Annotated in this window: 15 protein-coding genes; 4 read left to right on the plus strand and 11 right to left on the minus strand. The window is 61.8% G+C overall.

Annotation, left to right across the window (positions count from 1 at the left end; all coding sequences use genetic code 11):
• Window positions 1–4: 4 nt before the first annotated feature.
• Window positions 5–1,210, plus strand: coding sequence for an MFS transporter (locus tag CD175_RS17895; RefSeq protein WP_104449885.1), 1,206 nt, complete (start codon window positions 5–7; stop codon window positions 1,208–1,210).
• A gap of 46 nt (window positions 1,211–1,256) precedes the next feature.
• Window positions 1,257–2,144 carry a LysR family transcriptional regulator gene (locus tag CD175_RS17900; protein WP_104449886.1) on the plus strand — a complete coding sequence of 296 codons (888 nt, stop codon included), beginning with the start codon at window positions 1,257–1,259 and terminating at the stop codon, window positions 2,142–2,144.
• A gap of 111 nt (window positions 2,145–2,255) precedes the next feature.
• On the opposite strand, the gene phnN is transcribed toward CD175_RS17900, so the two are convergent.
• From phnN to ccmA, 11 genes are all read right to left on the minus strand, one after another.
• Window positions 2,256–2,807: a phosphonate metabolism protein/1,5-bisphosphokinase (PRPP-forming) PhnN gene (gene phnN, locus CD175_RS17905; protein ID WP_104449976.1), complete on the minus strand. Its 552-nt coding sequence runs from the start codon at window positions 2,805–2,807 to the stop codon at window positions 2,256–2,258.
• A gap of 752 nt (window positions 2,808–3,559) precedes the next feature.
• Entirely contained in the window at window positions 3,560–3,967 is a 408-nt protein-coding gene (locus CD175_RS17915) for a hypothetical protein (protein WP_015096214.1), read from the minus strand.
• 15 nt (window positions 3,968–3,982) lie between these two features.
• Window positions 3,983–5,185 carry a c-type cytochrome biogenesis protein CcmI gene (gene ccmI, locus CD175_RS17920; RefSeq protein WP_104449887.1) on the minus strand — a complete coding sequence of 401 codons (1,203 nt, stop codon included), beginning with the start codon at window positions 5,183–5,185 and terminating at the stop codon, window positions 3,983–3,985.
• Window positions 5,178–5,651: a cytochrome c-type biogenesis protein gene (locus tag CD175_RS17925; protein WP_104449888.1), complete on the minus strand. Its 474-nt coding sequence runs from the start codon at window positions 5,649–5,651 to the stop codon at window positions 5,178–5,180. The genes ccmI and CD175_RS17925 overlap by 8 nt, the downstream gene beginning before the upstream one ends.
• Entirely contained in the window at window positions 5,648–6,184 is a 537-nt protein-coding gene (locus CD175_RS17930; RefSeq protein ID WP_104449889.1) for a DsbE family thiol:disulfide interchange protein, read from the minus strand. The genes CD175_RS17925 and CD175_RS17930 overlap by 4 nt, the downstream gene beginning before the upstream one ends.
• Window positions 6,181–8,169, minus strand: coding sequence for a heme lyase CcmF/NrfE family subunit (locus tag CD175_RS17935; protein WP_104449890.1), 1,989 nt, complete (start codon window positions 8,167–8,169; stop codon window positions 6,181–6,183). The genes CD175_RS17930 and CD175_RS17935 overlap by 4 nt, the downstream gene beginning before the upstream one ends.
• A 3-nt stretch (window positions 8,170–8,172) precedes the next feature.
• Entirely contained in the window at window positions 8,173–8,628 is a 456-nt protein-coding gene (gene ccmE / locus CD175_RS17940; RefSeq protein ID WP_104449891.1) for a cytochrome c maturation protein CcmE, read from the minus strand.
• Window positions 8,625–8,801: a heme exporter protein CcmD gene (ccmD, locus tag CD175_RS17945; RefSeq protein WP_007980758.1), complete on the minus strand. Its 177-nt coding sequence runs from the start codon at window positions 8,799–8,801 to the stop codon at window positions 8,625–8,627. The genes ccmE and ccmD overlap by 4 nt, the downstream gene beginning before the upstream one ends.
• Window positions 8,798–9,553 (minus strand): heme ABC transporter permease, encoded by a 756-nt coding sequence (locus CD175_RS17950; RefSeq protein ID WP_102702637.1) that lies wholly within the window; start codon window positions 9,551–9,553, stop codon window positions 8,798–8,800. The genes ccmD and CD175_RS17950 overlap by 4 nt, the downstream gene beginning before the upstream one ends.
• 73 nt (window positions 9,554–9,626) lie before the next feature.
• The gene (ccmB, locus tag CD175_RS17955) at window positions 9,627–10,295 is read right to left on the minus strand and encodes a heme exporter protein CcmB (RefSeq protein WP_007980754.1); all 669 of its coding nucleotides are present in this window, start codon (window positions 10,293–10,295) and stop codon (window positions 9,627–9,629) included.
• Entirely contained in the window at window positions 10,292–10,927 is a 636-nt protein-coding gene (ccmA, locus tag CD175_RS17960) for a cytochrome c biogenesis heme-transporting ATPase CcmA (protein WP_104449892.1), read from the minus strand. The genes ccmB and ccmA overlap by 4 nt, the downstream gene beginning before the upstream one ends.
• A gap of 199 nt (window positions 10,928–11,126) precedes the next feature.
• Here ccmA and fliK point away from each other — a divergent pair, with 199 nt between their 5' ends.
• The gene (gene fliK / locus CD175_RS17965; RefSeq protein WP_104449893.1) at window positions 11,127–12,701 is read left to right on the plus strand and encodes a flagellar hook-length control protein FliK; all 1,575 of its coding nucleotides are present in this window, start codon (window positions 11,127–11,129) and stop codon (window positions 12,699–12,701) included.
• Entirely contained in the window at window positions 12,698–13,027 is a 330-nt protein-coding gene (locus tag CD175_RS17970; RefSeq protein WP_104449894.1) for an EscU/YscU/HrcU family type III secretion system export apparatus switch protein, read from the plus strand. The genes fliK and CD175_RS17970 overlap by 4 nt, the downstream gene beginning before the upstream one ends.
• Window positions 13,028–13,251 lie beyond the last annotated feature (224 nt).

Below are 13,251 nucleotides of genomic sequence, written 5' to 3' on the forward strand. Positions count from 1 at the left end.
CGTTATGAACCCAGCGACCCAGGTGCCCCACGGCACCGCGACAATGACCCGAGGCATGGTGCTGCTGTTCGCCTTCTGCTGCGGCGCCATTGTCGCCAACATCTACTACGCCCAGCCGATCATCGGCCTGATCGCCCCGGACATCGGCCTGACCAACACCATGGCCAGCCTGATCGTTTCCCTGACCCAGATCGGCTATGCGCTGGGGCTGTTTTTCCTGGTGCCGCTGGGGGATCTGCTGGAGAACCGCCGGTTGATGATCACCACCACCCTGGTGGCGATTGCCAGCCTGCTGGGTGCGGCGTTCACCGATCAGCCGAACCTGTTCCTGCTGATTTCGCTGTTGGTGGGGTTCAGCTCGGTTTCGGTGCAGATCCTGATTCCACTGGCCGCACACCTGGCGCCTGAAGAAACCCGTGGCCGTGTGGTAGGCGGGATCATGGGCGGTTTGCTGCTCGGCATTCTGCTGGCCCGGCCGGTGTCCAGCGTGGTGGCCGACCACTTCGGCTGGCGCGCGATGTTTGTGATTGCCGCCGTGTTGATGGCAGCCATCAGCATCGTGCTGGCCGTGACCATTCCCAAGCGTGAACCTGATCACAGCGCCTCCTATGGCCAGTTGCTCGGCTCGCTGTGGACGCTGTTGCGCAAGCAACCGGTGCTGCGTCAGCGGGCGTTTTACCAGGGCTGCATGTTTGCCACTTTCAGCCTGTTCTGGACCGCCGTACCGCTGGAGTTGGCGCGCAATCATGGTTTGTCGCAAAGCGAGATTGCGATTTTCGCCCTGGTCGGGGCCATCGGCGCCATCGCCGCCCCGATCGCCGGACGCCTGGCCGATGCCGGCCACACCCGCATCGCGTCGTTGCTGGCCCTGCTGTTCGCCAGCCTGAGTTTTATGCCGGCGTTCATCCATCCGGCCTACAGTGTCATCGGCCTGGCCGTGACCGGCGTGGTGCTCGATTTCTGCGTGCAGATGAACATGGTCCTCGGCCAGCGTGCGGTGTACGCCCTCGACGGCAAAAGCCGCAGCCGCCTGAATGCGCTGTACATGACCAGCATCTTCATCGGCGGCGCCTTCGGCTCTTCGGTGGCCAGCGCAGTGTACGAACAGGGCGGCTGGTTGTGGATCGTGATTGTCGGCAGCGCGTTTCCGCTGCTGGCGTTGTTGCGGTTCCTGAGTGTTTCGCCGAAGGCATCGTTGGCGACGGCTTAAAACCGTTGACTTGCGACATCCTCAAGATTTGGCACAAGGACCCTCAATGGACCGCCTCGGCGCAATGGAAACCTTCGTCTACGTGGTGGAAACCGGCTCGTTTTCCGCCGCGGCACGACGCCTGAACATCGGCCAGCCGGCCGTGTCGAAAACCATCGCGCAACTCGAGGCGCGGTTGGCGGTGCGGTTGTTGCTGCGCTCTACCCGGGGCCTGACGCCCACCGAGGCCGGGCTGGCCTTTTTCGAACGGGCCAAGCGTGCCATCGAAGAAGCCGACGAGGCCGACAACGCCGCACGCGGTTGCGCCAGCGGGCTGAGTGGCAACCTGCGTATCTGCGCGCCCGTCACCTTCGGCCGGCTGTACATCGTTCCGCACCTGGGCCCCTTTCTGGAGCAACACCCGGAGCTGAACATCGACCTGATGCTCGACGATCGCAATGTCAATCTGGTGGAAGAAGGCGTCGATATCGCCCTGCGCATGGGCGCATTGAGCGACTCAGGCCTGACCGCGCGCAAGATCGCCGAATGCCGGCGCATGGTACTGGGTACACCGGCGTACTTCGAAAGACACGGTGCCCCCACCTGCCCCGCCGACCTGGGCAAGCATCAGGCAATCGTCTACACCCTCGGTGACAGTGCCAGTTGGCAGTTCAACAACGCCGGGGAGGAGCGATCGGTGACCGTCAGCGGCCGGATCCGTGTCAATGCCGCCGAAGGCCTGCGTGAAGCCGTGCTGGCACATCAAGGACTGACCATGGCCTCGCAATGGATGTTCGCGCCGGAACTGGCCGACGGTTCGGTCCGGGAAGTGATGAAGGACTGGACAGTGCCGAACCAGGACCTGTGGGCTGTGTTCCCCACCGGGAGAATGGCCAGCGCCAAGGCTCGGGCATTTGTGGAGTATGTGCATGGGTTGTTGGGCAGGAAAGCCTGACAGGCAGCTCAATCAAGATCAAAAGATCACAGGCTGCGCCATTGCCTGCATTGGCCGCATACGAAGGTAATTGCTCTTCGTCCGTTCCCGGCAATGTCAGGTAAATCGGTGTCACTCGTCAATGCAGACCAGCAAACGCTCGACCGTTTGCTCAATTGGCCCGGAGTTGTCGAGCATGTGTACGGTCGGGTCGTCCGCCAGAAGTTGCTCGCTGAAGCGGGCGTTGCGCGCCAGGCGCTGATCGATCTCGATCAACGATTCTCGCCCGCGCTCCAACAGTCGTTGGCGCAGTACCGCTTGATCCACAGTCAACAACAGCACCAATACGTCTGGATAGCGCTGGCGCGTGTTCTGCAAATGCCCCCGAGAGCCATTAACCAGCACGTCCTCGCTGGCGGCCAACCAATCGTCGATTTCCCGCGGGATGCCATAGGACAACCCATTGGCGTGCCAGCTCAGGGCAAACGCGCCTTGAGCTTCCATATCGACGAATTGTTGCGCACTGACACCCAGCGCCGCCTCGCCCACAGCTTCGGCCGAGCGGGTAATGACCCGGCGCACGATACGGCAGCCGCGTTCGGCCAACCGCGTTCGCGCGGCATCCAGCAGGCTGTCCTTGCCCGAACCTGAAGGCCCGATGAGATAGATCAACCTGCCCGCCATCAAAACACCCTCTTCATTTGTCGCCACACTTGCTGGACCACCGGCAAACCATCCTGACTGCGCTTGCACCCGATCAGCCCGCTGGCCCGGCGAATGATCCATCACCTGCACCCGTTGCACCAGCAGGTTTTCCATCAGATCACGGTATAGGCTCAGGGTGTTCGACTGAGTCATACCCTGCGATCTTTTGATTTTGATTTTTGACCATGTCGAAGGGGCGGAAGATCAAGATCAAAAGATCGCAGCCTGCGGCAGCTCCTATAGGGGGGAATGCGTACCACCCCACCACTCAACAGGCCGAGCGTTAGCTCGCCTGCCGCTCTTGATCTTGATCCACCCGCCCCCTCGGCAGGCTGAGCACAGGTGTTCATCCGGGGATGGGCGCGCAGCGCCGTTCGACGCAGTCGAACTCATTGCATGTAGGTCGAAGCGAAGCCGACCGGAGGGCAATGCCCCCGGATGAATACCGGAGCGAGGGAACCCCGAGCCTAAGCGAGGGGCCGTACGTAAGGGGCGAGACCTTTGGTTACTTTGGGCTGGGCCGGCACTCCGGCGTTTGCCAAAGTGACCCGCTGTAAGAGCGGAACCGTAAGTCGCCGTTACCGAAGAAACGGATATGTACACAGTCATCAAAGACAGGTCGGCTGTCAGGCCGCCTTCGCGAGCAAGCCAGCTCCCACAGGGGTTCAGCATCAGCCCGGCAATCACATTCGGCAGGCACAAAAAAGCGACCCGAAGGTCGCCTTAGTGCGTTACTGCCCAAATTGCCGCCCCAGCCCCCCCGGTACACCGTGAATATCAGTCTCCTCCCACGGCCCTTTCGGACTGATCGACCGGCTCCAGCCGTTATCCCAGCGGTAATAGGTACGCTGGCGATAAAAGGTATTGGGCTGATCATCAAGCACATAAACCCCAAGCTTCGGATCCCAATGGCTATTGCCCCCCGGCGGTGGCGCAAAGCTGGCAGACGTGCGTGGCAGCGGCTTGGAAGGTTTTACCGGAACAGACGGCTTGCTCGGTACCGGCGACGTCGATGGCGTGGGACTGGGCTGCGACGGCGGAATCGGCGGCGGAGCCGTTTGCTCCGGTGGTCGCTGGACCGCACAAGCGCTTAACCCCAAAACGACGCTGAGCAGGGCAATACGAGCGATGGCGGTCATGGTAGCGTTTTCCTGTTATTTGTCCGGGCTGTCGATGGTCAGTGTTTGCGGCGCGGTGGTGCTGCTGGCCAAAGGCTGGCTGCGACCGATCCACTCGCCGGCGGTCGGTTTGCCGGCACGGGAAATGCGCGCAACCAGTTGGACTTCAGGGAAGTTCGACAGTTTCAATTGCGGCATCATCGCGTCGGCATCGCTCAGCTCGACGGTCACCGGCAGATCGGCCACGGTCATGCGCTTGACCGCCAGCGGTGCCGGTGGACCGGAGACCGCACGGGCGAAGATGAACACACTGTCGCCCGGCTGGACCTTGGTTTTGAGCTCCGCCGCCAGATCGACGCTGACCTTGAGCAACGCCGCGGTCTTGGCCGCCGGTGCTTGCGCAACCTTGCCACCACTGGCCACCAGTTTCTCCGTGGCCCTGGTGATCCCGCCTTGCAGCGCCTCGCGGGACGGGTCGTCCGGCGGCAACTGCGCCAACAGGCGATTCCAGTAATCGATGGCGTCCTGATAATGCTCGCCTTCAAACGCGGCAATACCGAGCAGGCCAAGGCTGGTGACTTCTTTCGGATCGGCCTTGAGCGCTTCGTCGGTCAGGGCCTGGACCTTGTCCGACCACTTCTTGCCATCGGCGAAGTACTGCGCCTGGGCCCATTGACCCAGCAGTTCGGGCTGGCGACCGGCCAGGTTCACCGTGCGCTCGAACATCTTCGCCGCGTCCGCCGGGCGATCCTGCGCCATGTAGGTACGACCGAGGAAGTACATGCCTTCGGCGGAATCCGGTTGAGCGGCGACCACACGCTCCAGGCGTTGGGTCATCTCTTCCATCGACTTGGGTGCCTGGGAGAATTCGCGGGTCAGTTCGACCTTGTCGCTGGCGCCGTAATGCATGTACAGCCCCAGGCCCAGCACCGGCACCAGAATCGCCGCCAGCAACGGCAAGGGTTTGCCCAGTCGCGACACCCGCGGCGCGTCGACACCTTCGGTGTCCGCCAGCAACTCACGGGCGGCTTCGGCGCGACCGGCGTCCATTTGCGCCGCATCGAGCACACCCTCTTCCTGCTGAGTCTGCAACTCAGTCACGCGCTCCTGATAAAGCGCGACGTTCAAGGCGGTACGATCCTCTTCACGCTGGGCACGACGGCTGCGCAAAACCGGGATCAACAGAAAACTCAGGGCAACCAGAAGCAGCAGACCTGCAGCGAGCCAGAAATCAATCATTCTTGGTTTTATCCAACAGGTGGTCGAGGCGCGAGCGCTCCTCGGCAGACAGCGAGCCCGGGGTGTCGGCGCGTTGCACGCGACGACGGCGGACGATCACCGCGATGATCACGACACCACCCAGCAGCAGGCCGGCGGGGCCGAACCAGAGCAAGGCAGTCTTGGCGTTCAACGCAGGTTTGTAGCGGACGAAGTCACCGTAGCGGTCGACCATGAAGTCGATGATCTGCTGGTTGTCCTTGCCTTCGCCGAGCATGCGGAAAATCTCTTTGCGCAGGTCGGCGGCAATCGGTGCGTTGGAATCGGCAATGTCCTGGTTCTGGCACTTGGGGCAACGCAGCTCCTTGGTCAGTTCGCGGAAACGCTCGCGGTCACCTTCCTTGGCAAACTCATAGGTGTCGATGGCCGCGTGGGCCACACCGGCCATACTCAAGCCCAGGACAGCGGCAGCAATCCAGCGCTTCATGGCTTGGCCTCGTCGACCAGCGCCTGGTACTTGCCCGCCAGTTTTTCGCGCCAGACCTGCTCGTCGATCACGCCGACGAACTTGTCACGAATGATGCCCTTGGCGTCGATGAAGAAGGTCTCCGGCGCGCCGTACACGCCGAGGTTCAAACCCAGCGAGCCTTGGTCGTCACGGATGTCCAGTACATACGGGTTGTGGAAGTCCGTCAGCCACTTCAAGGCGTCGGCGTTGACGTCCTTGTAGTTGATGCCATAGATCACCACACCCTGCTGGGCCAGCTTGTTCAGCACCGGGTGCTCGACCCGGCAGGAAATGCACCAGGTGCCCCAGACGTTGACCAGCGCCGGCTTGCCCAGAATGTCGGCACGGGTCAGGGTCTTGTCGCCCTGCACCGCCGGCAGGGAAAACTCCGGAAACGGCTTGTTGATCATGGCCGAAGGCAACTCGGCCGGATCCAAGTACAACCCACGGTAGAGAAACACGGCAACCACCAGAAAAATCGCCAGTGGCAACAACATCAACCAACGCTTCATGCAGTGGCTCCCGACAGGCCCAGTGCTTCGCGCACGCGGCTTTTGACCTTGACCCGATAACGCCGATCCAGCGCCGCCAGCAACCCGCCTGCACCTGTCAGCAAACCACCGAACCAGATCCAGCGCACGAAGGGTTTGACGTGTACGCGCACAGCCCAGGCGCCGTTACCCAGCGGTTCACCGAGGGCGACATAGAGGTCGCGGGTGAAACCGGCGTCGATGCCCGCTTCGGTCATCACCGAGTTCTGCACGGTGTACAGGCGTTTTTCCGGGTGCAGCACGCTGATTTCCTTGCCGTTGCGGATCACCCGGACAGTGCCCTTGTCGGACGTGAAGTTCGGGCCTTCGAAGTGCTTGGCGCCTTCGAAGATGAAGTGATAACCGGCCAGGTCCATGGACTCGCCCGGCGCCAGGCGCAGGTCACGCTCGGCACTGTTCTGGCTCGACAGCACGACACCCAGCGCACACACGGCAATGCCCAGGTGTGCGATCTGCATGCCCCAGTAGCTGCGGGTCAGGGTTGGCAGGCCTTTGATCAGGCCTTTGTGGCGGGTCTTGTCGACAATGTCACGCGCACCGGCCAACAGCACCCAGGCGGCGAGCATGAAGGTCGCGAGCACTGCCCAGTTGAAGTCGCCGTACGCGACACCAGCCACCACGGCCATGGTCGCACTGCCGAGCAATACCGGAGTCAGCATGCTCAGCAGCCATTTCACCGGGGTGTCTTTCCAGCGCACGATCACGCCGACCGCCATCACCACCATCAACAACGCCATCAACGGAATGAACAGCGCGTTGAAGTACGGCGGGCCGACCGACAGCTTGGCGCCGGTCATGGCATCGAGAATCAGTGGGTACAAGGTGCCGAGCAGGATCATCGACGCGGCCACCACCAGCACCAGGTTGTTGCCCAGCAGCAGGGTTTCCCTGGACCAGAGGTTGAAGCCGACCTGGCTCTTGACCACCGGCGCGCGCAAGGCGAACAGCGTCAATGAACCGCCGACCACGAACAGCAGGAAAATCAGGATGAACACGCCACGTTCCGGGTCGGAGGCAAAGGCGTGCACCGAGGTCAACACGCCGGAACGCACGAGGAAGGTGCCCAGCAGGCTCAACGAGAACGCAGCGATGGCCAGCAACACGGTCCAGCTCTTGAACACGCCACGTTTTTCCGTGACCGCCAGCGAGTGAATCAGCGCGGTGCCCACCAGCCATGGCATGAACGAAGCGTTTTCCACCGGGTCCCAGAACCACCAGCCGCCCCAGCCGAGTTCGTAGTAAGCCCACCACGAACCGAGGGTGATGCCGATGCCGAGGAACGCCCAGGCCACGATGGTCCACGGACGCGACCAGCGCGCCCACGCGGCATCCAGGCGACCGCCCATCAGCGCGGCGATGGCGAAGGCGAAGGCCACCGAGAAACCGACGTAGCCCATGTACAGCATCGGCGGGTGCACGATCAGGCCGATGTCTTGCAGCAGCGGGTTGAGGTCGGCACCGTCGCTGGGCATTTGCGGCAGGATGCGTTTGAACGGATTGGAGGTCATGATCAGGAACAGCAGGAAACCGGTGCTGATCATACCCATCACCGCCAGCACGCGGGCCAGCATGACCTGTGGCAACTGCCGAGAGAACACCGACACCGCGAAGGTCCAGCCACCGAGAATCAAGGCCCACAACAGCAGGGAACCTTCGTGGGCACCCCACACCGCGCTGAACTTGTAGTACCACGGCAAGGCGCTGTTGGAGTTGTTGGCCACATAGGCCACGGAGAAGTCATCGACCATGAAGGCGTAGGTCAGGCAACCGAAGGCAAACAGCAGAAAGCTGAACTGCCCCCACGCGGCCGGCTGGGCCAGACTCATCCACAGGCGGTCACCGCGCCAGGCACCGAACAGCGGTACCACGGCCTGGGCCAGGGCGAAGCACAGCGCCAGGATCATCGCCAGATGGCCAAGCTCGGGAATAAAGATGCCGGATGTCATGGATCAACCCTCCTTCGCGGGCGTTGGAGCCGATTGACCGCTGTCTTTCAACGCCTTGGTCACTTCCGGCGGCATGTACTTCTCGTCGTGCTTGGCCAGCACTTCATCGGCCACCACCACGCCATCGGCATTGAGCTTGCCCAGGGCGACGATGCCCTGCCCTTCGCGGAACAGGTCCGGAAGGATGCCGCGATAGGTGATGGTCACGGATTTATTAAAGTCGGTGACGACGAACTTCACATCCAGGGAATCGCCGGAACGCTCCAGCGAGCCCTTCTCGACCATGCCACCGGCGCGGATGCGCGTGTCATGCGGGGCTTCGCCGTTGGCGATCTGGGTCGGTGTGTAAAACAGGTTGATGTTCTGCTGCAGGGCGCTCAGGGCCAGGCCGACGGCAGCGCCGACCCCGACCAGGATCGCGAGAATGATGATAAGACGCTTTTTGCGCAGCGGATTCACTTGCCGTTCTCCCGGCGCAAACGACGCGCCTCTTGTTGCAGATACCGCTTGCGGGCCAGGATCGGCGCCGCCACGTTGAGGGCCAATACCGCCAGGCAGATGCCATAGGCTGACCAGACATACAGGCCATGATGACCCATGGCGATGAAGTCGCCGAATGAAGCAAAACTCATCGAGCGATCTCCAGGCTGTTTTCCACTTCGGCCTTGACCCAACTGGCCCGGGCTTCGCGCTTGAGCACTTCAAGTCGCATGCGCAGCAACAGCACCGCACCGAAGAAACAGTAGAAACCCAGCGCTGTCAGCAGCAATGGCAGCCACATCTCGGCTGGCATTGCCGGTTTTTCGGTGAGGGTGAAAGTCGCGCCCTGGTGCAGGGTGTTCCACCACTCCACCGAGTATTTGATGATCGGGATGTTGATCACGCCGACAATCGCCAGCACCGCACAGGCCTTGGCCGCGCTGTCACGATTGCTGATCGCGTTGCCCAGCGCAATGAGACCGAAGTACAGGAACAGCAGAATCAGCATGGATGTCAGGCGCGCATCCCAGACCCACCACGAGCCCCAGGTCGGCTTGCCCCAGATCGCGCCGGTGACCAGCGCCACGGCGGTCATCCAGGCACCGATGGGGGCTGCACATTGCAAGGCAACGTCGGCCAGTTTCATCTTCCACACGAGGCCAACGATGCCGCACACCGCCAGCATCACGTAGATGGACTGCGCCAGCATGGCGGCCGGAACGTGGATATAGATGATGCGAAAGCTGTTGCCCTGCTGATAGTCCGGCGGCGCGAAGGCCAGGCCCCAGACTACGCCAACGCTGATCAGCAGCAAGGCCGCGACGCTCAGCCAGGGCAGCATTTTGCCGCTGATGCCGTAAAACCATTTGGGCGAGCCGAGCTTGTGAAACCACGTCCAGTTCATACTGTTTCCATCACGGTTGCTCTTTACTGTGAAGAGCCAGGGTCTTTACTGGTCAAAAAACGACCAGACCTCATTATTCGCCGACGCTGATCTTCAGGCCAGCGGCTATTGCAAAAGGTGTCAGGGTTATCGCCAGGGCGGTCAGGCTACCAAGCCACAGGAGATAACCGGTCGCCGGCATCCCCTGCAAGGCTGCCTGCAAGGCGCCACTGCCAAGGATCAACACCGGGATGTACAACGGCAGAATCAGCAGGGCCAGCAACAGGCCACCGCGCTTCAAACCGACCGTCAGCGCCGCACCCACTGCACCGAGCAGGCTCAGTACCGGTGTACCGAGCAGCAACGAAAGCAGCAACACCGGCAGACAGGCGGCAGGCAAACCAAGCATCAGCGCCAGCAAGGGTGCCAGCAAAACCAGTGCCAGGCCGGAAAAAGCCCAGTGTGCCAGCACTTTGGCCAAAACCAGAAGAGCCAGGGGGTGCGGCGAAAGGACCCACTGCTCAAGGGATCCGTCTTCGAAATCACTGCGGAAAAGCCCGTCCAGCGAGAGCAGGACCGATAAAAGCGCCGCCACCCAGACCAACCCCGGAGACAAGGTTTGCAACAATTGAGACTCGGGTCCGACGGCCAACGGGAACAGCGAAACGACAATGGCAAAGAACACCAGCGGATTGGCCAGCTCCGCCGGACGGCGAAACAGCAGACGCGCCTCGCGGGCGACCAACAGGCCGAACACACTCATACGGCCCAGCTCCCCAGATCGATGTCGCGATAACCGGCCGGCATCCGGCTCAGCGTGTGATGAGTGGTCAACACCACCATGCCGCCGCGTTCGCAGTGGCCGGCCAGGTGTTCTTCGAGTTGCGCCACGCCCTGTTTGTCGAGGGCGGTAAAGGGTTCATCGAGGATCCACAGCGACGGGCTATCCAGATACAGACGCGCCAGCGCGACGCGGCGCTGTTGACCGGCAGACAGGGTGTGACAAGGCACATCCTCGAATCCGCGCAGTCCGACCGCAGCCAGCGCCTGCCAGATCGCCTCCTGGGTCGCCGGATGATGCAAGGCACACAGCCAGCTCAGATTCTCTTCCGGTGTCAGCAAATCCTTGATCCCGGCCGCGTGGCCGATCCACAGCAGGTTGCGCGCCAGTTCGCCGCGTTGCTCGTTCAGCGGCTGGCCGTTGAGCAGCACCTGACCGGCGGTTGGCTGCATCAGCCCCGAGAGCAGGCGCAACAGACTGGTCTTGCCACTGCCGTTGGGGCCGCTGATTTGCACCATTTCGCCACTGGCCAGTCTCAAATCGAGATTTTCGAAGAGCAGCCGAAGGTCTCGCTCACAGGCAAGGGCAACGGTTTGCAGGACAGGACTGGTCAAGGGTTCACGGGCCTTATACGGTTCAAGTCGGCACTGGCGCGGCCGTTAAAGAGATGCAGCATAGATGCAATGACGTCTTGTTCTAGAGAGCTGCGTCAAACAATTGCAAAGTTTTCGCCATTTTTGGATACAACGGCGCCGCATTATACATGCCAGGCCCTACTCTAAAGAGTGCATTTTCCTCAGGTTGTGACCGCGTATGACAGGCGAAATGAACATCCTCCCGCTACCGCAGACCCTCCCGGCGACCTCACGCCCGCAGGTGGTCAGCGGCGAGTTGCTCAAGTTGCTGACGCCAGTGGAGGGGCTGATCAGCGTCGGTCAATCCGCCCAGGCCGAAGTGTTGTCGCTCAAGCAGGCGGATCAGACTTTCCAGATGCTGCTCAAGGTCACCCTCGACAGCGGCCGCCAGACCACGGTCCAGACCACCAGCAATCAACCGCTGGCCCAGGGCACCACGCTGCTCGTCACCCAGCCCTCGGCCGGCAACCTGGCCGTGACGGTGCAACAGGCCATCGCCTCCAGCGTCGCCACCCTCACCCGCCTCGACACCGCGCAACTGCCCGTTGGCACCCTGCTGCAGGGCAAGGTGCTGACCTCGCAAGTGCTGCCGCAAGTGCCCGGCCAGCCCATGGTGTTTCGCTCGATGGTGAGCCTGCTCAACACCGCATTGAGCGGCAGCACCCTGGACATCGACAGTCCGCAGCCCTTGCGCATCGGCACCTTGTTGAGCGCGCAGGTGCAAGACAGCCAGACATTGAAATTCGTACCACTGAGCGGCCGCCAGGAACAACTGGCGGTCACCCGGCAACTGGTTGACCAGCAAAGCCGCCAAGGCTCGCTGGATGGCTTGCTCAAACTCCTGCAGAACCTTCCGCCCTCGGACCAGACCTCCAACGAACTGCGCAGCGCCGCTGCCCGGCTGCTCGCCGGCCTACCGGATATCCAGCAACTAAGCACCCCCAAGGGCCTGGCCCTGGCGCTGGCCAGCAGTGGTGCGTTCCTCGAAAGCAAACTGCTGAACGGGCAAAACCCGACACTAGCGCCGGACATGAAAGGCGACCTGCTCAAACTGGTTGCGCAGTTGAGTCAGGGTTTGCCGGCCAATACCAGCCTCGGCGCGATCATCACCGCCAACACCCTGGCCCAGGCCATGCCGAATTTTGTCCGCAATGCCTTGGGCATGCTCGGTCAGATCAGTGCCAAACCGTCGCCGAGCGGTTTCCCGCTGCCCGAACGCCTGCTGCAAAGCGCCGAGGGTGAAGACGACCTCGAACACTTGCTACGCCTGGCCGCCGCTGCGGTTTCACGCCTGCAAAGCCATCAGCTGTCGAGCCTGGAACAAACCGGCGTCACCGCCGACGGACGGCTGATGAGCACCTGGCAACTGGAAATCCCGATGCGCAACCTGCAGGACATCGTGCCCTTGCAGGTCAAGTTCCAGCGCGAGGACGCCCCCGAGAAAGAACAGCCAAAGGAGCGTCGCGAAGAACGCGAACCCAAGCAACAGCTGTGGCGAGTCGAACTGGCCTTCGCCATGGAGCCTTTGGGGCCCCTGCAAATCCAGGCGCAACTGATCAAGGGCAGCCTCTGCGGCCAGCTCTGGGCCGAACGGCCGTACACCGCCAGCCTGATCGAAAGCAATCTGGCCGGGCTGCGTGATCGCCTGGTGTCCGCCGGCCTGAACGTCGGCGACCTGGACTGCCACCTCGGCAGACCACCCCAAGGCCCCCAAACCCGCCTCGAACAACGCTGGGTAGACGAAACCGCATGAAAAACCCCAACGCCCCACGCCAGGCCATCGCCCTCAAATACGACGGCACCCACGCCCCCACCCTCACCGCCAAGGGCGACGAAGAACTGGCGGAAGAAATCCTGCGGATCGCCCGCGACTGCGAAGTGCCGATCTACGAAAATGCCGAGTTGGTGAGGCTGCTGGCGCGCATGGAACTGGGGGACAGCATTCCGCAGGAGCTGTATCTGACGATTGCCGAGATTATTGCGTTTGCTTGGAGTCTGAAGGGGAAATTTCCGGCGGGGCAGGACCCGGATGCGCTGATGGTGGAGAAGGATGTGACGGGTCGTGGGGACGACTATTGATCAACACTGAGAAACACTCAACAACGGAGACCAGCAAATACCCCCTCGTACCTATTGAATACCATTACTTACTGCTAACAGAAAACCTGCCTGCGTAAAACATCGACACTTCCTCTGAAAGAAAACCATTTAAAGCAGCTCTCGCAAGCACACCTCACAAACCCGTCGCGAATTTAAATCCATGCCCGGAGCATGCAGAAACATAAAAACGCCTGGCAAACTTA

It is taken from the genome of Pseudomonas laurylsulfatiphila, assembly GCF_002934665.1.
Classification (GTDB): Bacteria; Pseudomonadota; Gammaproteobacteria; order Pseudomonadales; family Pseudomonadaceae; genus Aquipseudomonas; species Aquipseudomonas laurylsulfatiphila.